General features: G+C 69.2%; 19 protein-coding genes. 11 read left to right on the top strand and 8 right to left on the bottom strand.

What is annotated here, in order from left to right; translation table 11 throughout:
- Positions 1-508 precede the first annotated feature (508 nt).
- The gene (locus tag IBL26_RS17845) at positions 509-2041 is read right to left on the bottom strand and encodes a trypsin-like peptidase domain-containing protein (protein ID WP_187785868.1); all 1533 of its coding nucleotides are present in this window, start codon (positions 2039-2041) and stop codon (positions 509-511) included.
- The gene (locus IBL26_RS17840; protein WP_187785867.1) at positions 2032-2616 is read right to left on the bottom strand and encodes a hypothetical protein; all 585 of its coding nucleotides are present in this window, start codon (positions 2614-2616) and stop codon (positions 2032-2034) included. Before IBL26_RS17840 ends, IBL26_RS17845 begins: the two co-directional genes overlap by 10 nt.
- 194 nt (positions 2617-2810) lie before the next feature.
- On the opposite strand from IBL26_RS17840, the gene IBL26_RS17835 reads away from it, so the two are divergent.
- From IBL26_RS17835 to IBL26_RS17820, 4 genes are all read left to right on the top strand, one after another.
- Entirely contained in the window at positions 2811-4463 is a 1653-nt protein-coding gene (locus IBL26_RS17835) for an MDR family MFS transporter (protein ID WP_367615461.1), read from the top strand.
- A gap of 325 nt (positions 4464-4788) precedes the next feature.
- Positions 4789-5415 carry a hypothetical protein gene (locus IBL26_RS17830; protein WP_187785865.1) on the top strand — a complete coding sequence of 209 codons (627 nt, stop codon included), beginning with the start codon at positions 4789-4791 and terminating at the stop codon, positions 5413-5415.
- A 268-nt stretch (positions 5416-5683) separates the two neighbouring features.
- The gene (locus IBL26_RS17825) at positions 5684-8314 is read left to right on the top strand and encodes a PAS domain-containing protein (RefSeq protein ID WP_206684256.1); all 2631 of its coding nucleotides are present in this window, start codon (positions 5684-5686) and stop codon (positions 8312-8314) included.
- A gap of 482 nt (positions 8315-8796) precedes the next feature.
- Positions 8797-9234 (top strand): GNAT family N-acetyltransferase, encoded by a 438-nt coding sequence (locus tag IBL26_RS17820; protein ID WP_187785864.1) that lies wholly within the window; start codon positions 8797-8799, stop codon positions 9232-9234.
- A gap of 189 nt (positions 9235-9423) precedes the next feature.
- Here IBL26_RS17820 and IBL26_RS17815 read toward each other — a convergent pair whose 3' ends face one another.
- From IBL26_RS17815 to IBL26_RS17805, 3 genes are all read right to left on the bottom strand, one after another.
- Positions 9424-9639 (bottom strand): hypothetical protein, encoded by a 216-nt coding sequence (locus IBL26_RS17815; RefSeq protein ID WP_187785863.1) that lies wholly within the window; start codon positions 9637-9639, stop codon positions 9424-9426.
- Positions 9640-9829: 190 nt separating this feature from the next.
- On the bottom strand, positions 9830-11305 hold the full coding sequence (locus IBL26_RS17810) for an amidase (protein ID WP_187785862.1): 1476 nt from the start codon (positions 11303-11305) through the stop codon (positions 9830-9832).
- Between the two features lie 354 nt (positions 11306-11659).
- Entirely contained in the window at positions 11660-12592 is a 933-nt protein-coding gene (locus tag IBL26_RS17805; protein WP_187785861.1) for a glycosyltransferase, read from the bottom strand.
- Between the two features lie 478 nt (positions 12593-13070).
- Here IBL26_RS17805 and cysQ point away from each other — a divergent pair, with 478 nt between their 5' ends.
- From cysQ to IBL26_RS17790, 3 genes are all read left to right on the top strand, one after another.
- Complete coding sequence (gene cysQ, locus IBL26_RS17800; protein ID WP_187785860.1) at positions 13071-13847, top strand: 3'(2'),5'-bisphosphate nucleotidase CysQ; 777 nt, start codon at positions 13071-13073, stop codon at positions 13845-13847.
- Positions 13844-14806: an L-threonylcarbamoyladenylate synthase gene (locus tag IBL26_RS17795; RefSeq protein ID WP_187785859.1), complete on the top strand. Its 963-nt coding sequence runs from the start codon at positions 13844-13846 to the stop codon at positions 14804-14806. Before cysQ ends, IBL26_RS17795 begins: the two co-directional genes overlap by 4 nt.
- Positions 14807-15205: 399 nt before the next feature.
- On the top strand, positions 15206-15892 hold the full coding sequence (locus IBL26_RS17790; RefSeq protein ID WP_187785858.1) for a methyltransferase domain-containing protein: 687 nt from the start codon (positions 15206-15208) through the stop codon (positions 15890-15892).
- 528 nt (positions 15893-16420) lie between these two features.
- On the opposite strand, the gene IBL26_RS17785 is transcribed toward IBL26_RS17790, so the two are convergent.
- Positions 16421-17761 (bottom strand): hemolysin family protein, encoded by a 1341-nt coding sequence (locus IBL26_RS17785; RefSeq protein WP_241749515.1) that lies wholly within the window; start codon positions 17759-17761, stop codon positions 16421-16423.
- Positions 17762-17916: 155 nt separating this feature from the next.
- Complete coding sequence (locus IBL26_RS17780) at positions 17917-18837, bottom strand: aldo/keto reductase (RefSeq protein WP_456316410.1); 921 nt, start codon at positions 18835-18837, stop codon at positions 17917-17919.
- A gap of 181 nt (positions 18838-19018) precedes the next feature.
- Between IBL26_RS17780 and IBL26_RS17775 the strand changes: the two genes are divergently transcribed.
- The 4 genes from IBL26_RS17775 to IBL26_RS17760 all read left to right on the top strand — a co-directional run bounded on the left by IBL26_RS17775 (position 19019) and on the right by IBL26_RS17760 (position 24073).
- On the top strand, positions 19019-19942 hold the full coding sequence (locus IBL26_RS17775; protein WP_187785856.1) for a LysR family transcriptional regulator: 924 nt from the start codon (positions 19019-19021) through the stop codon (positions 19940-19942).
- 351 nt (positions 19943-20293) lie between these two features.
- Positions 20294-20731 (top strand): MgtC/SapB family protein, encoded by a 438-nt coding sequence (locus IBL26_RS17770; RefSeq protein ID WP_241749514.1) that lies wholly within the window; start codon positions 20294-20296, stop codon positions 20729-20731.
- Positions 20732-20821: 90 nt separating this feature from the next.
- Positions 20822-21919, top strand: coding sequence for a class II fructose-bisphosphate aldolase (gene fbaA / locus IBL26_RS17765; RefSeq protein ID WP_187785854.1), 1098 nt, complete (start codon positions 20822-20824; stop codon positions 21917-21919).
- A 372-nt stretch (positions 21920-22291) separates the two neighbouring features.
- Positions 22292-24073, top strand: a complete 1782-nt coding sequence (locus tag IBL26_RS17760) for a thiamine pyrophosphate-requiring protein (RefSeq protein WP_187785853.1) — start codon at positions 22292-22294, stop codon at positions 24071-24073.
- A gap of 224 nt (positions 24074-24297) precedes the next feature.
- On the opposite strand, the gene IBL26_RS17755 is transcribed toward IBL26_RS17760, so the two are convergent.
- Positions 24298-25479, bottom strand: coding sequence for a M20 aminoacylase family protein (locus tag IBL26_RS17755; RefSeq protein WP_187785852.1), 1182 nt, complete (start codon positions 25477-25479; stop codon positions 24298-24300).
- Positions 25480-25756: the final 277 nt, after the last annotated feature.

Raw genomic sequence — 25756 nt, 5'->3', positions numbered from 1 at the left:
TCGTCAGGCCAGGATAGCATGGCGGATCGGGGGCGCCATGGGCGGGGGCGATGAGCGGCGAAGGAATGCCACGGGCGCCATTTTCCAGGCTGCGGATGGGAGGGGCTGGGGCGTGGGGGAGCTGTACCCGGGTGGATGTGTTCCGTACCGGCTTGGCGGGCGGAAGGCCGGGGAAGGAATTCCCCGGACCCCATCTTCTTCGAGTTTCTGGTCGGCGCTATTGGGAGCGGATGTTTGAAGACTTGGCCTTGTCGCGGTGGGGTCTCGCGCGATTGGCGGTGGGTGGTTCAGCCACGGTGAGTTTTCATATCCTTGCAGGGCCCTGCTTCGCAGCGATCGCTTGAAGTGTGACGGGGAGATCGTTTTCGGAAAGCTAAGCGCCTGCGCGGAGGGCGGCTTTTCACAACGAGCCTGCACGTCCGGCCCTGATGCCAACCAAAACCCGCAGGGAAAAAGCAGGGGTCCGGAAATTCCTTCCCCGGCCTTCCCGCTTTGTCACCACGCCCGGCTAGGGCGGCACGGTGGAGAGGTAGGCGGCGAGGGCGGCGGCGACCCAGGCGCGGTAGGTGGCTTCGTCGGGGGGCGGGGTCATCGGATAGGGGTAGTGGCGGGTGATGGCGGCGACGCCGATGGTGGCATTGCCCTTGGCCAGGAGGGTTTGGAAGGCGGCGTGGGGCACTTGGCCGGGGCGTTGGCCGATGAAGGTCATGCGGTTGATGAGCAGGCCGCCGGGGCCGGAGCGGGGCGGGCCGTAGGAGAATCCAGGGTCGATCTGCAGGAAGGGCAGGAATTCCTGGGCCCAGGCGTTGCCGAAGGCGCTTGTCGTCAGCTCCACCGCCATGGGCCAGGTGGGGTCGTTGGCGGCCGGCACGTCGGCGCCGCTGACGAAAAGGTCGACCAGGCCGTTGGCCCAGCGGGCGGTGCAGCCATGGGCCTGGGGGGTGAGCGTGCCGCCGGCGGGGACGGCGACGCCGGCGCCGCTGCGCTGCTCGGTCCAGATGTCGAATTGCATCGCGGCCAGGACGTCCCAGGGGCGGCCGGCGGTCATGGCGATGGACTGGAAGCCGCGCTGGTCGTCCGACGAGGCGACGAGGGTGGCCAGGGAGAGGCCGGTGCGGGAGCGGATGAAATCCAGCTGCCCGCAGCGGGCGCGCAGAGCGCCGGCGCCCAGTACCAGGGTGGCGTAGCCGGGGCTGTTGGGGGCGGTGCCGAGGCCGGGGGCACGGCCATCCGCCAGGGCGGGCGCGCGGGCCAGTTCCGCCAGGTAGCGGGCCCGGATGGCCCAGCCGACGCCGACGGTGCCGCGCTGCAGGCCGCCGGAGCCGATGCCGACGACGCGACCGGCGGCATCCAGCACCGGCGCGCCGGAATGGCCCGGCAGGAGGTTGCCGTCCACGCGCAAGATCTCGGTCTCCAGCGCGGGGGCGCCGAGGGAGAGGAGCTGGGTGCGGGCCTCGGCGTTCACCGCGTCCGACAACAGCGGGGTGCTAGTGCTGGCGGTGGTGACGTAGAGCGGCCGTTCTTCCCGCGTCGAGGTATCGAGGCCGTAGCCGAAGACCATGACGGTCTCCCCCACGGGAATGCGGGTGGAGGCGAGGAGCGGGGTGAGCGTGGGTGGCTGGTCTACCGCCAGCAGGGCGAGGTCGGCCGGGCGGAACAGGCGGGCGACGCGGGCGGGGCGTTCACCGATGCCCTGAAAATTGACGCGCAGCGTATCGCACCCCGCCACGACATGCAGGGCGGTGACGATCTGCCCGGCGGATTCCCAGGCGAAGCCGGTGCCGCCGCGGGCGGTACCACCGCAGCCGGAGGCGATGACCCGCACGATGGCGGGTGCTGCGCCATCAAGGACCTCCCGGCTGGGCTGGCTGGCGGCCGGGTGGGCGGCAAGGGTGGCGCAGGCGGCGAGGGCGGCCAGCGCGCGGCGGGCGCCGCGCGGAGCCCCGGTGCCGTGCGGAGCCTGGGCGCCGTGTGGAAGCTGGGCGCGGTGCGGAGCCTGGGTGCCGTGCGGAGCCTGTGTGCCGTGCCGGGTCAGTTGCACAGGGCAGCGACCGCCCGGCGGACGGTCTCGGGCCGCGCGGCCTCCGGCGAGGCTTGCAGGCCGGTGGCGAGGGCGTTGCCGACCGACCCGGCCGTCGGGTCCCGCAACAGGTTCAGCGCCTCGGGCGGCGGCAGGCGGTTGAGGCGGCCGCAGAGGTCGGTGACGGTGGAGAACAGCACCGGGTCGACGATGCCGGCGTTGGGGCGTGGCCCGACCTCCAGCGCCTTCGGCCGGACGCCGAGGCGCTGGAAGGCGACCAGCGCCCTGGCTTCCTCCGCCGGGTAGCCGGCGGCCTGCCAGGCGGCGACATCGGCGTGGATGCTGGGGGCGAGGCCGATGGCGCCGGTGCGCAGGGTAAGGCCGCCGAGGACGCCCACCGCGCAGGCCAGGCCGAAGGCGCCGACGCGCAGGCCGTGGCCCGTGCCAACATTGGGGACCAGCCCGAAGAAGGCGGCGAAGGCCGCGGCGAGGGCGGCGAGGATGCTGCCGACGACAGAGGCGGCGGAGAGGCCCATCAGCAGGCCGACCAGGAGGCCCAGTCCGGCGCCCGAGAATAATTCGCCCCAACGCGACATCGCCGGAACTCCGTTTCGGAAATGAAATTAGGATACCGGTTCCGGGCTTGTCCAGAGGCGGCAGCGTCCTGGCTGTGGCTGGCTGCCGGTTTTGGCGTGGGCTGAAGATGGGTGTAGAGCGAAGGGAACATGGCGCGCCCGACCGGCCGGAGCGTGGCCGGGGCCGAGCCGGACCAGACACAGGAGGAAGGCGGGTGCCAGACCACCAAGCCCCCGCCGCGCCCGCGGCGAATGACCCTAAGCCCGCGCCCGCGGCGAAGCACGACACCGATCCGCGTGTGGCGGCCCGTGGCACCGGCGCGCCGGCTGCGGCAGGCGGCGTGGGTGCCGCGGCGGCCAGTGCCACCGTGCCGCCGGTGCGGGCGCCGATCCGCACCGTGATGGCGGGTGCGCTGCTGACCATGTGCCTGGCGGCGCTGGACCAGAACATCGTCAACACCGCGCTGCCCCGCATGGTCGGCGACCTGGGCGGGATGGCGCATATCTCCTGGGTGGTGACGGCGTTCATGCTGTGCTCCACCGTCACCACGCCGCTCTATGGCAAGCTGTCCGACCTGTATGGGCGGCGGCGGCTGTTCTTCGTCGCGATCCTGATGTTCCTGGCGGGCTCCTTCGCCAGTGGCGCGGCGCAGTCGATGGGGCAGTTGATCGCCTTCCGCGCCTTACAGGGGCTGGGGGCGGGCGGGTTGCTGGTGCTGGCGCAGGCGGCGGTGGGGGATGTCGTCTCCCCGCGCGAGAGGCCGCGCTACCAGGGACTGTTCACCGGCACCTTCGCGCTGGCCAGCGTGGCGGGGCCGTTGCTGGGCGGGGTGATCACCGAGACGCTTTCCTGGCGCTGGGTGTTCTATGTGAACCTGCCGATCGGGGCGCTGGCGCTGGTGCTGGTGGCGATCGGGCTGAAGCCGCGCCCGCCGGGGCCGTCGCGGCCGGTGGATTATGCCGGCGCGGCGCTGCTGGCGGGGGCCACGGCGTCCCTGTTGTTGCTGTTGGCCTGGGGCGGGACGGAGTTCCCCTGGGCTTCCACCCAGAGTGCCGGGATGGTGGCGGGGGTGGTGGTGCTGTTCGCGCTGTTCCTGTGGCGGGAGACGCGGGCGGCGGAACCGCTGATCCGGCTTTCGCTGTTCCGCAACACGGTGTTCGCCCGTGGCGTGACCGTGGGCGGGATGATGGTGTTCGCCATGATGGGCTCGACGGTGTTCCTGCCGCTGTACTTCCAGCTGGTGCTGGGGATGGACCCGGCGGCGGCGGGGGCGATGCTGCTGCCGCAGGTGGTGGGCATGGTGCTCAGCTCGGTCATTGGCGGGCGGATTGTCTCCCGCCTCGGGCGCAACAAGGCGTTCCTGCTGGCGGGGCTGGGGCTGGAGGCGGTGGCGCTGGCCAGCCTGGCGGTGTTCGCCTATTTCGGCGCCGCGCCGGCGGTGTTCCTGGTCTCGATGGGTCTGTTGGGGCTGGGGATGGGCATGGGCATGCCGAACCTGACCACGGCGGTGCAGAACGCCGTCTCTCAGCGTGAGCTGGGGGCGGCGACGGGGGCGATGACCTTCCTGCGCTCGCTGGGCGGCGCGGTAGGGGTGGCGGCGTCGGGGACCATCATGTCCTCCCGCCTGCTGGCGGCTTCCCACCGCATTGGCGGGGAGGTCGATGTCGCGGCCATCACGGAACATGGGGTGAAGGCGCTGGCGGGGCTGACGGCGGCGCAGCACCTGGCGGTGTCCGACGCCTACCGCACGGCGCTGACGGGGTGCTTCCTGCTGAGCGGCGTGGTGATGACGGCAGCCTTCCTGCTGGTGCTGGGACTGCCGGAACAGACGCTGCGCGACGGGCTGGACGACGCCAAGGGGCGCTGACCGGGGAGGGTGGTCAGGGAAGGCCGGGGAAGGAATTCCCCGGGCCCCTTCTTTTACTTTTTCGAGTTTTTCTGCTGTGGCTGTTGATGGGTTGCGCCCGAGAGGTGGCTGGGTGTGCCGGAGGTCCAGGACCTCCGGCGACTGAGGGTTCAGCCCGCGTGGTCTATTTCATCAATCATCAGGCGGCGTCCGCCCAGTTCCGAGGCGTGACGCCAAGCTCGCAGGAAAAAGAAGGGGTCCGGGGAATTCCTTCCCCGGACTTCCCTTCTCGTTTCGAAGAGCGGTCCGCCTGAGGCGGAGATGTGGAAAGACGGGGAGCGGTTGCATGGGCGTGCCGTATTTCAGCCAGTGGGAATCGCGGGACCTGACGGAGGCCGTGGTGGCGGAGGGGGCCAAGGTGGCGTTGGCGAGGGACGCGTCCTGGGCGTCCTCCGGTGCGGCGACGCAGGCGGAATATGTGGAGTGGGCGGACCATGTGTGTGGCATGGCCTGCCTGAAGATGATGCTGGCGGCGCGCACCGGGCGGGTGGTGCCGACGCTGGAGCTGGCGCGCGGCTGTACGGAGCATGGCGGGTATGTTCGCCAGCCGGATGGCGGCATCAAGGGTCTGATCTACGCGCCGTTCACCCGGTATGTCGCGGCGCAGTTCGGCATGGTGGCCGAGGTGGTGGTGGGGGTGGAGGCGGCGGCGTTGCCGGACATCCTGCGCCAGGCGGAGTTCTTCATGGCGTCGGTGCATCCGGGCATTCGCTGGCCGGAGCGGGCGCCGCCGGGGCGCGGCGGGCATCTGGTGCTGGTGCACCGGGCGACGGCGGAGCGGATCGTGTTCCACAACCCGTCTGGCCATGACAGGGCGGCGCAGGAGAATGCGGAAATGGCGCCGGCGGAATTCGACCGCTTCTTCGCCGGGCGGGGGGTGGCGGTGTACCCGGAAGGCGCGGGCCCGGGCTGAGAGATCCAGGCCGAGGCAGCAGGGTTGAGCGACCGCTGATTTCGTTGCTGTTCTGGTGTTGAAGTCTTGTTGAAGCGGCGAAGGCCAAGGCGGGGCCGAAGGTCTCTTGTGCCCTCCCCGGACGGCTCTACATGCATCAGCATGACGTTTGAACGCCCACGCGATTCGGGATGCAGGAGGGCCGGGGCGCGAGCCTTGGGACGCCCAAGCCTTGGCTTTGCCGTTGTCGCCAGGCCCGGTTTTGGGCAGGCGGCGGAAGGCGATACCCGTGAGTAAGCCGTGGGACGACGCGACGCGGGCCGAGCGCACGGCCAGCGATGCGGAGCGGATTGGCGCCGAGATCCTGGGCATCGATTCGGGCACGGACCCGTTCGTCGCGGCTGTGCGGGCGACGCGGATGCCGATGATCATCACCGATCCGCGGCAGCACGATAATCCGGTGGTGTTCACCAACGATGCGTTCTGCCGGCTGACGGGATATTCGCGCCAGGAGATCCTTGGCCACAACTGCCGCTTCCTGCAGGGCGAGGAGACGGACCCGGAGACGGTGCGGCGGATTCGCGAGGCGGTGGCGGCGGCGCGTTCGATCGAGATCGATATCCGCAACCACCGCAAGAACGGCGAGCCGTTCTGGAACCGGCTGCTGCTGGCGCCGGTGCGGGATGCGGAGGGGCGGCTGGCATACTTCTTCGCCAGCCAGGTGGATGTCACGCTGGAGCGTGACCGCATGGCGGGGTTGGAGAGCCGCAATGCCGCCCTGCTGGCCGAGCTGGGCGACCGCCTGCGCGCGCAGGAGGACAGCGAGAGCCGGCTGCGCTTCGCCACCCAGGCCGGGCGGCTGGGCATCTGGGAGCTGGACCTGGTGAGCGGGGAGCTGGTGACGTCCAGCATCTGCCGGGAGATTTTCGGCCGCGACCCCAATGCGCCGTTCAGCTTCGCGGAGTTGCAGGCGGCGATCCACCCGGATGATTCCGCGCGGATGGCGGCGGCGGTGGAGCGCAGCGTGCGCACCGGCGAGGACTACCAGCTCGACTACCGCGTATTGCGGGAGGATGGGCGCATCGGCTGGGTGCAGATCCGCGCCCAGGTAAGCCTGCGGCCGGATGGCACGCCGGGGCTGATGGCCGGGACCTCGCTGGACATCACCCAGCGCAAGGAAGCCGAGTTGCGGACGCAGGCGTTGCTGGAACTGGATGACCGCTTCCGCCTGCTGGAGAGCCCGGGCGACCTGGCCTATGCGGCGGCGGAGGTGCTGGGCAAGGCGCTGCATGTCAGCCGCGCCGGCTATGGCAGCGTGGACCCGCAGGCGGAGACCATCACCGTCGAGCGCGACTGGAACGCGCCGGGCATCAAGACGATTGCCGGCACGCTGAACTTCCGTGACCACGGGTCCTATATCGAGGACCTCAAGCGCGGCGAGACGGCCATCGTCACCAATGCGGAGACGGACCCGCGCACGGCGGCGACGGCGGCGACGCTGAAGGCCATCAGCGCCTGGTCCTTCATCAACATGCCGGTGACGGAGCATGACGGGCTGGTGGCGCTGCTCTACCTGAACCACGACCGGCCGCGCGAGTGGCCGGCGGAGGAGCTGACCTTCATCCGCGAGGTGGCCAACCGTACCCGCATGGCGGTGGAGCGGCGGCGGGCGGAGAAGGACCTGGAGGGGCTGGCCGCGACGCTGGAGCGGCAGGTGGAGGCCAGGACTTCCGAGCTGCGGGCTTCCGAGGCGCAGTTGCGACAGGCGCAGAAGATGGAGGCGGTGGGCCAGCTAACCGGCGGCATCGCGCATGACTTCAACAACCTGCTGACCGGCGTGATCGGCAGCCTGGAGTTGCTGGAGGCGCGGGTGGCGCAGGGTCGGGCCAACGAGGTCGGCCGCTTCGTCAGCGCCGCCAAGGGGGCGGCGGAGCGCGCGGCGGCGCTGACGCACCGGCTGCTGGCCTTTTCCCGCCAGCAGACGCTGGACCCGCGGCCGACCGACCTGAACCGGCTGGTGGCGGGGATGGAGGAGCTGATCCGCCGCACCACGGGCCCTGAGATCTCGGTCGAGGTGGTAGGGTCCAGCGGGTTGTGGAGCACGCTGGTGGATGCCGGGCAGGTGGAGAACGCGCTGCTCAACCTGGCCATCAACGGGCGGGACGCGATGCCGGAGGGTGGGCGCCTGACCATCGAGACCGCCAACCGCTGGCTGGACGAGGCGGCGGCGCGGGAGCGGGAGCTGCCGATCGGGCAGTATGTCTCGCTCTGCGTCAGTGATACCGGCACGGGGATGCCGCCCGACGTGGTGGCCAAGGCGTTCGACCCGTTCTTCACCACCAAGCCGATCGGCCAGGGGACGGGGCTGGGGCTTTCCATGATCTATGGCTTCGCGCGGCAATCGGGCGGGCAGGTGCGGATCTATTCCGAGGTGGGGCAGGGCACCACGGTGTGCCTGTACCTGCCGCGCCATGCCGGACCGGTGGCCGAGGCCCAGGCGCCCGGGCAGCAGGCGGACATGCGAAAGGCGCGGTTCGGTGAAACCGTGCTGGTGGTGGATGACGAGCCCACCGTGCGCATGCTGGTGACCGACGTGCTGGAAGACCTGGGCTACAACGCCCTGGAGGCGGAGGACGGGCCGTCCGGGCTGGAGATCCTGCGCTCCGACCAGCGGATTGACCTGCTGGTGAGCGATGTGGGCCTGCCCGGGGGGATGAACGGGCGGCAACTGGCGGACGCGGCCCGGCTGCTGCGGCCCGGGCTGAAGGTGCTGTTCATCACCGGGTACGCGGAGAATGCCATGCTGGGGCAAGGGCATTTCGGGCCGGGGATGCATGTGCTGAGCAAGCCCTTCCCGGTGGAGATCCTGGCACGGCGCATCCAGGAGATGCTGGGGCGACGGGATGGGGATGCCGGGTGAACTGGCGGCCTGGATTGTGAGGGAGGGGAAGGCCGGGGAAGGAATTCCCCGGGCCCCTTCTTTTACTTTCTCGAGTTTTCGGGTGTGTGGCTGTTGATGGGTTGAACCTGAGAGACGGCCGGGTGCGCCGGAGGTCTTGGATCTCCGGCGACTGAGGGCTCAGCGCAGGTGGACCATTTTAACAATCATCAGGCGGCGTCGGCTCGATTCTTCGGCGTGACGCCAAACTCGCGGAAAGAAAAGGCGGGGTCCGGGGAATTCCTTCCCCGGCCTTTTCTTTGACCCAGTGCGGGAGCGCGAAGGTGAGCCTGGCTGCGCTTCCAGAAAGCTGCGCTGTTTGGCAAGCTGGGGTTCCCGGCCGGTCCGGGAAATGTGTTGGGTGGGGCGGGCGCCTTGGCTTTGGCGGCGCGTGTCCTGGCCATGGATGAGGTGCGGCGGGAGATGGCCTTGATGTGGTGCGTGACGGGTGCGGAGGCGGTGTGATGGCGCATGTGGTGGTGCGGCCGGATGGCTATGTGATCAGTGATGAGCGAGGACGGTTGGATATGGCGTTCGTCCTGGCCTCCTTGGCGGGGACGTATTGGGCGCGGGACCGGCCTCGGGCGGTGACGGAGCGGAGCTGGGCGAATTGCCTGTGCTTCGGCCTCTATGCGCCGGAGGGGCGGCAGGTCGGCTTCGGGCGGTTGCTGACGGATTATGCCTTGCGGGCGCATCTGGGTGACGTGTTCATCGACCCGTCGGCGCGGGGCATCGGGCTGAGCAAGTCGCTGGTGGAGACGATCCTGGCGCATCCGGAATTGCGGACGGTGACGCATTGGACGCTGACGACGGCGGATGCGCATGCGCTGTATGCGCGCTACGGCTTCAAGCCGGGCGAGGCGGATGCGAACTGGATGACGCTGCTGCGCGAGGTGGGGTGAAGGTGGGCGCCTGCGGGGCGGCGGGTGGGGAGCCGCTTGCGTGAGGGCGTGACGCTGGCAGGTTGATCTTGCAGGGGAGGTGGATGTGGCCTGGGGCTGTCTGTGTCCATCGCGGCCGTCCTTTTGGGGAGCGTGTCAGAATCTTGGAGGTGGCGTGCGGGTGGCGATTCCTGGCGGATCGTAGATCCTTTAGAGCGTGACACGTTGATATTTGCTCATGCACCCGGCTTTCGATCTTTGTGTGATCGCGTGCTTCAGGCTTTTCGGTGGTTCCGCTTCAAGCCACAACGCTCCAGCTCTGCTGCGCTGATTTAGATTTTGTGCTGTTCTGGCCTTCATCGTTTGAAGGAATGGCAGCGGCATGGCTCTTTTAAGGGCAGGGTTCAGCGCTTGCTGCTGGAGCATGCCGTATCCATCGGGCATAATGGCTTTCGCTGGACCGTGTGGCTTTCGCTCTCGGTTGAGGCAGCGTGGCTTTGAAACATCCAAGGCGCTGGCCCTCACGTTTGGCCCGAACGCCAAACGCGCAAAAGGAAAAGAAGGGGTCCGGGGAATTCCTTCCCCGGCCTTTTCCTTCCTAATTCGGAAGCAGCGTTCAGTCCTGGGTGACGTGGATGCCGGGGCGGCGGCCGTCGTTCCAGCGGCCGCCAAGGGCGCGTTCGATCTGGGCGGCGAGTTGCAGCAGCAGGCCGTCATTGGCCTGCCTGGCCTGGGCCTGGATGCCGAGCGGCAGGCCGCTTTCCTGCGTGGCCAGCGGCAGGGAGATGCCGGGTATGCCGCAGAGGTTGGACAGCGGCGTATAGGCGAAGTTGCGCCAGAGGTTGCCAAACCAGTCGAGCACCGAGGGATTGTCGCTGATCGTCAGGTATTCGGTGGTGCCGATTTTCGGCGTGGGCAGGGCGGTGATGGGGGTGAGGATGATGTCCCAATCCTCGAAGAAGGCCCCGAAGGCGCGGGAGGTGGTGTTGAACACCGCCTGCATCTTTGCCCGCTCGGTGAAGGAGGTGTGCAGGCCGGCTTCCCAGATGCGGATGTTGATGGGCTCCACCAGGTCTTCCGGCGGGCGTTCCAGGCCGCGGGCGGTGATGAGGTTGTTCACCGTCTGGGCGAAGTTGCTGATGTAGCAGGTGGTCTGCGCGGCGAAGGCGGCGCGGAAATCGACCTGCGGCAGCGCCCATTCGACATGGTGGCCGAGGGATTCGAGGAAGCGGCCCACGCGCTCCAGCTCCGCCACGAAATGCGGCGTGGCGCGGTAGTCGCCCCATTCGTGGGAGAGGGCGATGCGCAGCCGGCCGGGGTCCCGCTGGATGAGGGTGGAGTAGGCTTCCTCGGGCTGCCAGAAGGGCATGAACTCGCCGGGGGCGCCGCCGCGGCAGGCATCGACGAAGGCGGCGGTGTCCCGCACCGTGCGGGTGTGGCAGCCCTGGATGGAGACGAGGCCGGAGAGGTCCGACAGATTGGGCGCGATGGAGAAGACACCGCGAGAGGGCTTCAGGCCGATATTGCCGGTGGCGCCGGCGGGAATGCGGATGGAGCCGCCGCCATCGGTGGCGTGTGAGATGGGCAGCACGCCCGCCGCCACCGCCGCCGCCGTGCCCGCGGAGGAGCCGTTGGTGGTGTAGCTGGTGTCCCACGGATTGCGGGTGACGTACATTGCCGGGTTCTCGGCCGAGGAGCAGCAGCCGAATTCCGGCGTGGTGGTGCGGCCGATGACGTTGAGGCCGGCATTGCGGATGCGGCTGGTGAGGAAGCTGTCCGCCGTGGCGCGGTTGCCCTGCATGAGCCTGGAGCCCATTTCCTGCAGCCGGCCCTTTAGGGTGGGGCCGAGGTCCTTCATCAGGTAGGGCACGCCGGCGAGCGGGCCCTCAGGGTTCAGGCCGTCCTTCGACGGGTCGGCCACCACGTCCTCGAACACCTCGACCACGGCGCTGAGGGTGGGGTTGGTGCGGGCGATGCCGGCGGCGGCCTGGGCGGCCAGCTCGGCCGGGGTCAGCGCGCCCTTCCGGACCAGGGCGGCCAGCGCCGTCGCGTCGTGCCTGGCCCATTCGTCCCAGCTCATCGCCAATGTCATGTGGTTCGCCTGCTTTCAATCTGGCGGAATCCTACAGCGGGATGGGCGGGGGCGGAATTGGCGAAAGCAGGGGCGTTGGGGGGCGGGTGAAGGCCGGGGAAGGAATTCCCCGGACCCCATCTTTTTCTTTTTTGAGTTTTTGCTTGTGGCTGTCGCAGGGGTAGTTCTGACGAATGGCTGGGTGCGCCGGAGGTCGGGGACCTCCGGCGACTGAGGGTTCAGCCCTGGTGCCCATTTGTAAAAATCATCAAGCAGCGCCGCTCTCAGTCCCGCAGCCTGACGCCAAACTCGCAGAAAAAAGAAGGGGTCCGGGGAATTCTTTCCCCGGCCTTTAGTCCCTTCAGGAGGTGACCCTCAGGGCTGGGGCGGGGCGGGGATGGAGAGGTAGGCGATGCGCTTGGCTTCCCGGCGGCCTTGGGTGACGGTGTCCAGGATCAGGCCGCAGGCGAGGGAGAGGGCGGAGAGCATCAGCAGCACCATTGCGGCCAGGAAGGTGGGCAGGCGGGGGACCAGGCCGGTGTCGAAATAGGTGTTGAGCACTGGCACCAGCAGCCCCAGGCACAGCAGCAGGAACAGCAGCGAGAAGCCGCCGAAGAAGGCGAAGGGTTTCTCCCGCGCCAGCAGGGTAAGGATGGCGCGCAGGATACGGAAGCCATCCCGGTAGGTGTTCAGCTTGGAGGTGGAGCCCTGGGGGCGCTCGCTATAGGCGGTGGGGATTTCGGCCACGGGCAGGCGCAGTTCCAGGGCGTGGACGGTGAATTCGGTCTCGGTCTCGAAGCCCTGGGCCAGGGCGGGGAAGGACTTCACGAAACGGCGGGAGAAGCAGCGGTAGCCGGAGAGCATGTCCGTCACCTGGTTGCCGAAGGCCAGGCGCACCAGGCCGGTGAGCACCCGGTTGCCGAGGCGGTGGCCGGGGCGGTAGGCGGCCTGTTCGTGGCTGACGCGGATGCCGTTCACCATGTCCAGCCGCTGGGCCAGCAGCAATTGCACCATGCGGGGGGCGTCGGCGGCGTCGTAGGTGCCGTCGCCATCGACCAGCAGGTAGGCATCGGCCTCGATATCCGCGAACAGGCGGCGGACGGCATTGCCCTTGCCCTGGCGGGGCTCGGTGGTGACCAGGGCGCCGGCGGCGGCGGCGAATTCGCACGTGCGGTCGGTGGAGTTGTTGTCGCAGACATGGATGGCGGCGGTGGGCAGGGCGGCGCGGAAGGCGGCGACGACGCCGGGGATGGCCACTTCCTCGTTATGGCAGGGGATCAGCACGGCGATGCGGGGCGGCGGGGCCATGGAAGGTCCTGAATGCGTCCCGGGGGATGTGGGGCGGCTTGGCGGGATGGACAGGGTGGGCGGGGTGCGGGTGTGCATCAAGGGGGCCGCGCCTTGGGCGCTAGGGAAGGAAGGCTGGGGAAGGAATTCCCCAGGCCCCGTCTTTTTTCTGCGCGTTTTGTGTGGTGCTTGAGGGGCGCTCTCGCTGGCGGGAAGATGCGCGCGGCGTCGCCGGGCGCGATTTTCAGAAGATCCACCTGGTGGAGGCCGGGCTCGGGAGCTGTGCTGGATGGTGCCTGGGTGACGAGAATGGGGCCGCTGATCTGCCAGCGGCTGGGGGCTGACCTGTGTCGCGCTCCGGATGGCTGAGGTCTGTGGACGGCCGCCCCCACAGCCGACCCGCCAAAACAGCAAAAAAGAAAGATGGGGTCTGGGGAATTCTTTCCCCGGCCTTGCTTGCTTCCCCCCCGGCCCGCCAGGCCTTAAAGCAGAGGGCATCATGAATGACGCAGACCTGCTTGCCCTGGCTTCCCGTCTCGCCCGCGCTGCTGCCGAGGCCATCCTGACTGTCCGTGCCGCCGGCTTCGACGTGGAGCGCAAGGACGATATGAGCCCGGTGACCGCCGCCGACCGGCTGGCGGAGGGCATCATCCTGGAAGGGCTGCGCGCCGCCACGCCGGATATCCCCGTGGTGGCGGAGGAGGAGTGCTCCGCTGGCATCGAGACGGCGGTGGCGGGGCGGTTCTGGTCCGTGGACCCGTTGGATGGCACGCGGGAATTCGCCGCCGGGCGGGATGAGTTCACGGTGAATATCGGCCTGGTGGTGGATGGGCGGCCGTATCTGGGCGCCGTGGCCATTCCGGTGACCGGGGAGCTGTTCACCGGCATCCTGGGCCAGGGCGCGTGGAAGGAGGATGCGGCGGGCCGCCGGCCGATCTTCGCCCGCGCGGTGCCGGAGGAAGGGCTGACGGTGATGGCCAGCCGGCATTACTCGGCCGACCCGCGGCTGGATGCGTTCCTGGAGGGGCGCAAGGTGGCGAAGGTGATCAAGATCGGCTCCGCGGTGAAGTTCTGCCGGTTGGCGGAGGGGGCGGCGGATCTGTACCCCCGCTTCGGCCGCACTATGGAGTGGGACACGGCGGCGCCAGAGGCGGTGTTGCGGGCGGCGGGCGGGCATTGCACGCGCTTCGATGGCGCGCTGCTGGAATACGGCAAGCCGGGCTGGGAGAACCCGCCCTTCGTCTGCCAGGGCAGCCTGGAGCCCGCCCGGCCGTGACCGAGCGGCTGGCGGCAGCCGAGCTGCCGCGCGCGGCGGCGCTGCTGCGGGCGGGTGAGCTGGTCGCCTTCCCGACCGAGACGGTCTACGGCCTGGGGGCCAATGCGCGGGATGGGCGGGCGGTGGCGGCGGTGTTCGCCGCCAAGGGGCGCCCAAGTTTCAACCCGCTGATCAGCCATTTCCCCGACGCCGATGCCGCCTTCGCCGAGGTTGAGGCGGATGAGCGGGCGCGGCGGGTGGCGGCGCGGTTCTGGCCCGGGCCGCTGACGCTGGTGTTGCCACGCCGGGCCCAGAGCCGGATCGACCCGCTGACCGGCGCGGGGCTGGACACGCTGGCGGTGCGCGTGCCGGCCCACCCCCTGGCGCGGGAGCTGCTGCGCCAGGCCGGAGTGCCGGTGGCGGCGCCTTCCGCCAACCGGTCCGGCCAGGTCTCGCCCACCACGGCCGGGCATGTGCTGGCGGGGCTGGAAGGCCGGCTGGCGGCGGTGCTGGATGGCGGGCCCTGCACGGTGGGGGTGGAGAGCACGGTGCTGGACCTCAGCACGCCGGTGGCGACGCTGCTGCGCCCCGGTGGCTTGTCCCGCGAGGAGCTGGAGGCCGAGATCGGGCCTGTCGCGGTGGCGGGCGCGCATGGCGGGGACGCCGCGCGGCCTTCCCCCGGGATGCTGCTGTCCCACTACGCGCCGGGGCTGCCGGTGCGGCTGGGCGCGCGCGACGTGCGGGCGGATGAGGCGCTGCTGGCCTTTGGGCCCGCCCTGGCCGGCGCCGGTGCCGTCTGGCAACTCAGCGAGAGCGGGGATGTGGTGGAGGCGGCCGCCCGCCTGTTCGCCGGGTTGCGCTGGCTGGATGCGGAAGGGGCACGGCTGGGGCTGATGGGCATTGCGGCGATGCCGGTGCCGATGGTGGGGCTGGGCGTGGCGATCAACGACCGGCTGGAGCGAGCGGCGGCACCGCGCTGACGGGGGAGTCGCTTGGTGGTCGGTTGAGGGAAGACCGGGGAAGGAATTCCCCGGACCCCATCTTCTTTTTTCGAGTCTTGCTGGGGCGCTGCTGAAGGGTCGGTCTTGAGGGACGGCTGGGTGCGCCGGAGGTCTTGGACCTCCGGCGACTGAGGGTTCAGCCCGCGTGGCCCATTGTTAAAATCATTAAGAGAGTCCGCTCAGTCCCGAGGCGCCACGCCAAGCTCGCAGAAATAAAAGAAGGGGTCTGGGGAATTCTTTCCCCAGCCTTCCTTCCCGCCCGACCCTTCAATGTGAGAGGCAGGGCTGGTTCACCTTCCGCTGATGGGCGGCGGGTGGCGGATAGATTGCAGCCACGTCATGTGGTTTCATGCGGCACCGCCTGACACGGAAGCCCAGATGCCCCTGGCCCAGCCTTTGCCGTTGCATGACCTGCCCGCACTCTACCGCAGCGTTGCCACCCGGTACCGGGAGGGGACGCGGACGGGGCGGCATTTCGTGCCGTCCAAGCTGAAGCGGGACCCGGCGACGGCGGTGGTGCTGCGGCAGGCGGCGGCGACGCCGGGCGGGTTTGGCCATGTGGTCGATCTGGGCTGCGGGCGGGGGCAGCTTTCCCTCGCGCTGCTGCTGGCAGGGCTGGCGGAGCGTGTGTCCGGCTACGACCTGGATATGGTGCGGGTGCAGGATGCGCAGCGCGCCGCGCGCGGGCTGCCCGCCGAGTACGCTGCGGCCGACCTCAGCCGGCCGGAACTGCCGGAAGGCGACACGCTGCTGCTGATGGACGTGCTGTTCCTGCTGCCGGAACCGGCGCAGCACGCGCTGCTGGCCGCGATGGCGGCGGCGGCGCGGCAACGCCTGCTGATCCGCACCCTGGACCCGGATGCCGGCTGGCGCAGCGCCGTGGGGCTGTGGAACGAACGGCTGCACCGCACGCTGCGCGGCCAGCCGCCCTTCGGCCTGCGGGCGATGCAGCTGCCGCGGATGCAGGCGGTGCTGGCGGGGTTGGGCTTCGACAGCACGGTGACACCCTGCTGGGAAGGGACGCCCTTCCCGAACGTGCTGCTGGTGGCGACGCGGCGGGGGTAGGCGTGGTTCGGCTTCCGTGCCTGGTGGCTCGGCGGGGAAGCGGTAGGCTGGGGAAGGAATTCCCCAGGCCCCATCTTCTTTTTTCGAGTTTGGCGTCGGTGCTTCAGGGGTGGGAGTGGACGCCTCTTTGAAGATGTTTATCGTGGGCGAGACGGGCTGGGACCGCATGCGCTGAAATTATAATGCTGTGATGGCGGCTTTTGATTCGCTGATCTACTTCACCTTCCTGCGGTACGCGGGTGCAGGAATGCCAGATGCTTGAACGCAGATCCGTAATACTTACCAAAGGTTCACGGGGTTGGGTTCAAACTATTGATTTAATTATATTTTTTCTCATCGGCGGCACAGCAATATCGGCTTCTAACGGGTAGTCCATAGCAACGTCAGGGACCCCTAGCGCAGACAGGCCGTGTCTCAGGTCAGACAGACCTCTGAACATCCGCGCCCACAAAACTCGAAAAAAGAAAAGAAGGGGACCGGGGAATTCTTTCCCCGGCTTTTTGCTTCCCCGAAGGAGCGCCGAGTGTTTCAGGCGGGACCGGTTGGTGGTGTCTGTTTGCGGGTGACGAGGAGCTGGTTCACGCGGAAGCCTTCCACGTCCACCACTTCGAAGACGAAGCCGGCGGCTTCCACGCGGTCGGCCTTGCGGGGGACGCGGCGGAGGCGGTGCATCACGAAGCCGCCGGCGGTGTGGTAGGGGCCGTCGGTCGGCAGGGTTTCGGCGCCGAGGGCGATGGCGACGTCGGCCATGGGGGCGATGCCGTCCACCAGCCAGGAGTTCTCGTCCCGCTTGAGGATGACGCGTTCCTCGAACGGGTCGGCCAGGCCGCCGACCAGGGCGGCGAGCACGTCCTTGTAGGTGACGAGACCGACGACGACGGCGTATTCGCTGACGACCAGGGCGAAGCCGGCGTTCTGGGCCTCGAACTGGGCCAGGACTTCCCAGAGGTCGAGGGTCTCGGGCACCGAGGGGGCGTCCCGCCGCATACGGGCGGGTTCCTGCGTGCCGGGCTTCAGGGCTTCCGGCTTCAGGGCGCCGGGGCCGGCTTGCAGCACTTCGGCCAGGACGTCTTCCGCGCGGGTGTAGCCGACGACGTGGTCCAGCCCGCCGTCGCAGACCGGGTAGCGGGAATAGGGGTGGCGGTGGACTTTCTCCCGCCATTCCTCCGGCGTTTCGCGCAGGTCGAGGAAGATGATCTCGTCGCGCGTGGTCATGGTGGAGGTGACGGTACGTTCGCGCAGTGCCAGCACGTTCTCGATCAGGCGGTGCTCGCTGGCGTCCAGCGCGCCGGATTCGGCGCTGGCGGCGAGGGTGGCGCGCAGTTCCTCGGGCGTCACCACGTCCGCGCGGGCGGAGGTGGGCAGGCCGAGCAGGCGCATCAGCCCGTCCGCGATGCCGGAGAACACCCAGATCAGCGGCCGCAGCAGCTTGACCGAGATGGCGAGGAACCAGGCGACGCCGATGGCGACGCGTTCCGGTTGCATCATCGCCACGCGGCGCGGCACCAGGTCCGCCAGCAGGACGAAGAGCGAGGTGACGACGACGAAGGAGAGGATGGAGGCCAGGCTGCTGGCCCAGGCCTCGGCGCCGAGGCTGAGCATCACGCGGGTGAGGCCGGGGGTGAGGGCGCCTTCGCCGACGATGCCGGCGAGGATGCCGACGGCGTTGACGCAGATCTGCAGGGCGGTGACCACGCCGGCCGGGTCCCGCCGCAGGGCGAGGAACTGGGTGGCGCGGGCCTCGCCGGATTGGGCGAGGACGCGCAGGCGGGTTTCACGCGCGGCGGCGAAGGCGATCTCGGACAGGGAGATGAGGATGCTGGCGCCGATCAGCAGCAGGATGAGGCCGAGGCCGATGACGATGTCCAAGGGAGTGGCTCCGCGCGTGATGCGTGGATGCTTGCCCTTGTGGGCGGGGGCGCCGCAAGGGGGATGCGGCGGTGGCGTGGCGGGGATTGATGACAGTTGGGTTGCGGTGGCCCGGGATGGCATGCCGCCCCGGGCCGGATGTGCCGCGCGTTCGTTCAGCCTTGCTCGCTGTCCAGGTGGTGCATCTGCGCCGCCATGTAGCGGTCCCCGGCCGCGGCGCCCTTGGGGATGGCCTGCTCGATGGCCGCGAGGTCGGCCGGGGTGAGGGTGACGTCGAGGGCGCCGAGGGCCTCGGCCAGCCGGTCCCGCCGGCGGGCGCCGACGAGGGGGACGATGTCCTGGCCCTGTGCCGCGACCCAGGCGATGGCGATCTGGGCGACGCTGGCGCCTTTGGCGGTGGCGATGGCGCGCAGCGCTTCGACCAGGGCCAGGTTGCGCTCCACATTGCCCTGCTGGAAGCGCGGGCTGTGGCTGCGGAAATCGGCCGCGCTGCCCTGGCCGGCCTGCCAGTGGCCGCTGATCAGCCCGCGCGACAGCACGCCATAGGCGGTGATGCCGATGCCGAGCTCCCGGCAGGTGGGGAGGATGGCGTCCTCGATGCCACGGGAGATCAGCGAGTATTCGATCTGCAGGTCGGCGATGGGGTGCACGGCGGCGGCGCGGCGGATGGTGGCGGCGCCGACCTCGGAGAGGCCGATGTGGCGGACATAGCCGGCCCCCACCATCTCGGCGATGGCGCCGATCGTGTCCTCCACCGGCACGTCCGGGTCCAGGCGGGCGGGGCGGTAGATGTCGATGTATTCCACGCCGAGGCGCTGCAGCGTGTAGGCCAGCGCGGTCTTCACCGCGGCCGGGCTGGCGTCGTAGCCGATCCAGTTGCCGGCCGGGTCTCGCTGGGCGCCGAACTTGACGCTGATCTGCACCTGGTCCCGCGGCAGGGTGCGGAGGGCCTCGCCGATCAGCAGCTCGTTATGGCCCATGCCGTAGAAGTCGCCGGTATCCAGCAGGGTGATGCCGGCGTCCCGGGCGGCGTGGAGGGTGGCGAGGCTTTCGGCGCGGTCGGACGGGCCGTACATGCCGACATGCCCATGCAGCCGAGGCCGAGGGCGGAAACCTGGGGGCCGGTACGGCCGAGTTGGCGCTGTTGCATGGGGTGCTCCTGTTCGGGCAGCGGATCGTGCCGGGAGGGGTTATGCGTCGGGGCGACTGCGGTGATAATCAGCGCTTTCATGCACGATCTGTACGGAAATCCGCACAATGGCTGAGCCGGACCTCGCTGACCTGGATGCCTTCGCGGCGGTGGCGCGGGAGCGCAGCTTCCGGGGCGCGGCGCGGCTGCGCGGGGTCTCGGCCTCCGCATTGAGCGAGGCGGTGCGGCGGCTGGAGGAGGGGGCGGGGGTGCGGCTGTTGAACCGCACCACCCGCAGCGTGACCCCGACCGAGGCCGGGCAGCAATTGCTGGAGCGGCTGGCGCCCGCGCTGCGCGAGGTGGCGGCGGCGCTGGATGCGGTGAACGGGTTCCGCGACGGCGGCGGGTTGATCGGCACCCTGCGGCTGAACGTGCCGGGGATCGTCTCGCGCGTGGTGCTGCCGCCGATCGCGGCGCGCTTCATGCTGCGCCACCCCGGGGTGATGCTGGACGTGGTGGCGGAGGACAGCTTCGTCGACGTGCTGGCGCAGGGCTACGATGCCGGCATCCGCTACGACGAGAGCATCGCGCAGGACATGATCGCGGTGCCGATCGGGCCCCGGCAGCAATGCTATGCGCTGGCCGCCGCGCCGGCCTACCTGGCCGCCCACGGCGAGCCGCGCCACCCGCGGGAGTTGCTGGCGCATCGCTGCATCCGCCACCGCTTCATCAACGGCCACACCTTGCCCTGGGAATTGGAGAGGGCCGGGGAGGTGGTGCGAATCCGCCCCGATGGGCCGCTGCTGACCAACGGTGCCGAGATGCAGATGGAGGCCGCAACCCAGGGGCTGGGGATCATCTTCTCCTTCGGCGAGGTGCTGGCGCCGCATCTGGCCAGCGGCGCCCTGCGGCCGGTGCTGCGGGAGTGGTGGCAGAGCTTCCCCGGACCCTGCCTGTACTACCCCAGCCGGCGGCTGATGCCGGCCCCGTTGCGCGCCTTCGTGGACCTGCTGCGGGAGCCGGAGAGCCGGTGGGCGGGGGCGTTGACGTGATGGTTTTGCTGGGTGGGGAGGAAGGCCGGGGAAAGAATTCCCCGGGCCCCTTCTTTTCTTTCTGCGAGTTTTCGGGCGTGGCTGTTGGTAGGGCAGTTCCTAAAGACGGCTGGGTGCGCCGGAGTCCTAGACCTCCGGCGACTGCGGGTTCAGCCCTTGTGGCCATTATGAAAATCATCAAGCGGCGTCCGCTCTCAGTCCTGAGGCGCAACGCCAAGCTCGAAGAAGGAAAAGAAGGGGCCCGGGGAATTCTTTCCCCGGCCTTCGCTCCACCGCTGAAGCGCATCCCGGCCCGGGTTACGCCGTTAGAGGGGGATGGAGGCGACGATCGGCTCATTCACGGCCTGGGAGATGGCTGAGCGGCTGGTGGCGGCGGCGGTGCTGGGCATGGCGCTGGGGCTGGACCGTGAGCTGCGCGGTTTTGCCGCTGGCATGCGGACCCATGGCATTCTGGCGTTGAGCGCGGCGGTCGTGGTGATCTCCGGCCTGATGCTGCACGAGATGGTGCACCGGCAGGGTGGGGAGGCTGATCCACTGCGGGTGGTGCAGGGGTTGTTCCAGGCGGTGGGCTTCATCGGGGCCGGGCTGGTGTTTACCCGGCACCGGGATGTGCACAACCTGACCAGCGCGGCCAGCCTGATCCTGGCCGTGGCCTTGGGCATTGCGGCCGGGACCGGGCAGTGGGTGCTGGCGGGGCTGGCCACGGCGATAGGTCTGGTGTTGCTGACCCTGGTGCGCTGGGCGGAACGTTTCCTGCCGGGCAACGATAAGCATGACAAGACAGTTTGATGGCCAGCCGGCCGCCCTCTCTGGCCGGCGGCGCCAATGATGTATAGTGCCGGTGCTGTATAGTGACAGACGACCGTGGGGATCCCCTTGATGAACGATAGAACCGACCTGAAGGCCACCACCAAGCTGAAGCCCGGCGTGGTCACCGGCGCCGATTACCTGGCGTTGCTGGAGGCCTGCCGGGACGGCGGCTACGCGCTGCCCGCCGTGAACGTGGTGGGGACGAACAGCATCAACGCGGTGCTGGAAGCGGCGGCCAAGAACAAGTCCGACGTGATCATCCAGCTCTCCAACGGCGGCGCGCGCTTCTTCGCCGGCGAGGGTTGCCCCGATGCCAATGCCGCCCGCGTGCTGGGCGCGGTCTCCGCCGCGCAGCATGTGCACACGGTGGCCGCGGCCTATGGCGTCTGCGTGGTGCTGCATACCGACCACGCCGACCGCAGCCTGCTGCCGTGGGTGAATGCCATGATCGACCATGGCGAGGAGCACATGAAGCGGACTGGGCAGCCGCTGTTCTCCTCCCACATGATCGACCTGTCGGCCGAGCCGCTCGATGTGAATATCGAGGAATGCGCCAAGGTACTGAAGCGCATGGCGCCGCTGGGCATGAGCCTGGAGATCGAGCTTGGCGTGACGGGCGGCGAGGAAGACGGTATCGGCCACGATATCGAGGAATCGGCCGATAACGCGCATCTCTACACCCAGCCGGAAGACGTGCTGAAGGCGTGGGAAGTGCTCTCGCCCATCGGCCACGTGACGATGGCGGCGTCCTTCGGCAACGTGCATGGCGTGTACGCGCCCGGCAACGTGAAGCTGCGGCCGGAGATCCTGAAGGCGTCGCAGGTGGCGGTGGCCGAGAAGTTCGGCGGTGGCGACAAGCCGATGGCGCTGGTGTTCCACGGCGGCTCCGGCTCCGAGAAGGACAAGATCACCGAAGCGGTGTCCTACGGCGTGTTCAAGATGAACATCGATACCGACACGCAGTTCGCGTTCGCGGAGCCGGTGGGCGCCTATGTGCAGGCCAATGCGGTGGCCTTCACGCACCAGATCGACCCCTCCAACGGCAAGCCGACCAAGAAGCTGTACGACCCGCGCAAGTGGCTGCGCGCGGCCGAGAAGGGCATCGTGAAGCGCCTGGACGAGGCGTTCGTGGACCTGGGCTCCGCCGGGCGCACCCTGGCGGGCTGAAGGCCGGAGGCGCGTGGCGGGGCCCTGGGCCCCGCCACGGGCACGGCATGACGATGGCGGCGCGCAGGGGGCCTTTCGGCCCCCTGTTGCGTATCCGGCGCCCGGTGCCGGGGCGGTGGGCCGGACGGTTTTGCCGCGAGGCGGGCAACAGGCGGCCGCCCCTCGCGTTGCATCCCCAAGAGACTGTTGCGGAACCCCGCTGGGTGGAGCTTGGCCTTTTGCGCTTCAGCTTGCTGGGCGGGTGCGTTCCGGCGGGACTCGGCCGGGGTTCCAGGACCGGTGCTTCGCCGGGCGTGAGCGCTGGGCCGGAGGTTCCGCCAGGCCGGGCCAGCGGCGTTCCGCGGCAGCCGCTTGCATGAAGGGAGACCCGCAATGGCAAAGACGGCCGGCGACTTCGTGGTGGAGCGCCTCTCCGCCTGGGGCGTGAAGCGCATCTACGGCTATCCGGGTGATGGCATCAACGGCGTGATGGGGGCGCTGGACCGGGCGAAGGAGACGATGCACTTCACCCAGGTGCGGCATGAGGAGATGGCGGCCTTCATGGCCTGCGCGCATGCCAAGTACACCGGGGAGGTGGGTGTCTGCCTCGCGACGTCCGGCCCCGGGGCGATCCATCTGCTGAACGGGCTGTACGATGCCAAGGCGGACCACATGCCGGTGGTGGCGATTGTCGGCCAGCAGGCGCGGGCGGCGCTGGGCGGGCATTACCAGCAGGAAGTGAACTTGGCCGTGCTGTTCGCCGATGTCTGCGACTACGTGCAGCAGGTGAGCGTGCCGGAGCAGCTGCGCCACGTGATCGACCGCGCGATGCGGGTGGCGCAGGCGGAGCGGCGGGTGGCCTGCGTCATCCTGCCCAACGACATCCAGGAACTGGACGCGGTGGAGACGCCGCCGCACGCGCACGGCACCATCCATAGCGGCGTGGGCTACGCGGCGCCGCTGGTGGTGCCGGAGCCGGCGACGCTGGCCCGTGCCGCCGAGGTGCTGAACGCCGGCAAGAAGGTGGCCATGCTGGTCGGCGCCGGGGCGCTGGAGGCGACGGACGAGGTGCTGGAGGTGGCGGAGCGGCTGGGCGCCGGCATCGCCAAGGCATTGCTGGGCAAGGCCGCGGTGCCGGACGAGCTGCCTTTCGTGACCGGCAGCATCGGCCTGCTGGGTACCGAGCCATCCTGGAAGATGATGCAGGAATGCGACACGCTGCTGGTGGTGGGCAGCGGCTTTCCCTATTCCGAATTCCTGCCGAAGGAAGGCGCGGCGCGGGCCGTGCAGATCGACCGCGACCCCTCCATGCTCAGCCTGCGCTACCCGATGGAGGTGAACCTGGCGGGCGATGCCGCCGCCACGCTGCGGGCGCTGCTGCCGCTGCTGGAGAAGAAGGCCGATGCCAGCTGGCGCAAGCGCATCGGCGGCTGGACGGAAAGCTGGTGGAAGCTGCTGGAAAAGCGGGCGATGACCAAGGCCGACCCGGTCAACCCGCAGCGCGTGTTCTGGGAGCTTTCGCCCCGCCTGCCGGATGACGTGATCATCGCTGCGGATTCTGGCTCCTCCACCAACTGGTATGCGCGGGATGTGAAGCTGCGGCGGGGGATGAAGGCCTCGCTCTCCGGCGGGTTGGCCAGCATGGGGTCCGGGATGCCCTATGCCATCGGCGCCAAGTTCGCCCACCCGGAGCGGCCGGTGGTAGCCATCTGCGGCGATGGGGCGATGCAGATGAACGGCATCAACGAGCTGATCACGGTCGCGAAATACTGGAAGGACTGGGCGGACCCGCGGCTGATCGTGCTTGTGCTCAACAACCGGGACCTCAACCAGGTGACCTGGGAGCAGCGGGTGATGGCGGGCGACCCGAAATTCCTGGGAAGCCAGAGCGTGCCGGATTTCTCCTACGCCCGGTACGCCGACATGATCGGGCTGAAGGGGCTGATGGTGGACGACCCCGAGCTGGTGGGCGCGGCCTGGGACCAGGCGCTGGCCGCCGACCGGCCGGTGGTGCTGGAAGCCCGCACCGACCCCAACGTACCGCCCATGCCACCGCATATCACGGTGCAGCAGGCGAAGGCCTTCATGAGCAGCCTGGCCGGGGAACCGGAACTGGGCAGCGTGTTGAAGAACACGGCCCGGCAGGTGGTGAGCCGGGTGCTGCCGGGGGGATGAGGCGGGACGGCAAGCTCGGGGGAATGAATTCCCCTGCGTAGACGTATACGTTTACGCCGTCTTTCTTCTGTCAGTTGGCATGAGGCCTCTGGAACGGCGGGTGCAGGATCGTGCCTCGTCTGGGCTCAGACGGGCTGCGCGTTCCGACGGCCACGCCGGTAAAAACCGAAGAGAAAAAAGAAGGGGCCCGGGGAATTCCTTCCCGGGCCTTTCTTCTGCCAAGATCAGCCGAGTTCCTGTTTCACCATTCCGGCCAGGTAGCTGGCGCCGATGGGCAGCAGGGCGTCGTTGAAGTCGTAGCCGCTGTTGTGCACGGGCACGGCGCCGATGCCGCCCTGGCTTTGGCCCATCAGGATGTAGGCGCCGGGGCATTTCTCCAGCATGAAAGCGAAATCCTCGCCGGCCAGGATGGGCGGGGCGTCGCGCAGGATGGTGCCGTTGGGGCCGAGCGCCTCGGCGGCGACGATGGCGGCGCGGTCGGTCTCCGCCGGGGTGTTGATGGTGGGCGGGTAGGCGCGACGGTAGACGATCTCGGCGGTGGCGCCCTGGGCCTCGGCGGTGAGGCGGACGGCGCGGTGGAAGAGCTCCTCGACGCGGTCGCGCACTTCGGGCTTCAGGGTGCGGACGGAGCCGCGCAGCTCGATGGTCTCGGGGATGATGATGTCGGACGTGCCGCCATGGATCTGGCCGATGCTGATGATGGCGGATTCCAGCGCATCGACATGGCGGGACGGGATGGCTTGCAGCGCGTTGATGACCTGCGCGGCGACGGAGACGGTGTCGATGCCGTTATGCGGCTGGGCACCATGGGCGGCGCGGCCGCGCAACGTGACCTGGAAGTAGTCGATGGCCGCCAGCGCGGTGCCGGTAAGCACCTTGGCGGTGCCGAGCGGCAGCAGCGGCTCGTTGTGGATGCCGTAAATGGCGTCGCAGGGGAAGCGCTCGAACAGCCCGTCATCCAGCATGGCCTTGGCGCCGGCCAGGCCTTCCTCGGCCGGCTGGAAGATCAGGTAGACGGTGCCGGAGAAATCCCGCGTCTCGGCCAGGACCTTGGCGGCGCCGAGCAGCATGGTGGTGTGGCCGTCATGGCCGCAGGCATGCATGCGGCCGGGGTTCTGCGAGCTGTGAGCGAAGCTGTTGGCTTCCTGCATCGGCAGGGCGTCCATGTCCGCGCGCAGGCCGATGGCGCGGTTGGCGCCGGCGGCGTCCCGCTTGCCGCGCAGCACGCCGACCAGACCGGTCTTGCCCAGGCCGCGATGCACCTCGATGCCCCAGGATTCCAGCATCGAAGCCACGATGGCGCTGGTGCGGGTTTCCTCGAAGCCCAGCTCGGGATGCGCGTGGAAGTCCCGGCGCCAGGCCGTCATCTCGGGGTGCAGGGCGTCCAGGCGGTCACGCAGCGTCATCGGAGGCAGTCCTTCTTGCAGTCCGTCGGACGACAGCTTCGGGCGTGGGCGGGTACGGCGCAAGATTGACAGCGGCGTGGGCCGGGCGGCTAGATGCGCGCCATGGACCGCATGTTCCCCCGCATGCCCGCGATGGCGGGCCTGGGCTGCCGCCGCCTGAGCGTGGCCAGCCAGCAAACCTGCCGCGACGCGGCGGGGCGGGTGCGCGCGGATTGGCCGCGGCGGGGCTAGGCCCCCGCCCCGCCGAGACGGCCCCCAGGAACCGCCCCAACCGGCG

The organism is Teichococcus aerophilus (genome assembly GCF_014490485.1).
Taxonomy (GTDB): Bacteria; Pseudomonadota; Alphaproteobacteria; order Acetobacterales; family Acetobacteraceae; genus Pseudoroseomonas; species Pseudoroseomonas aerophila.
The sequence above is the reverse complement of the archived record's forward strand: the minus strand, read 5'-3'. Positions and strand labels throughout refer to the sequence as shown.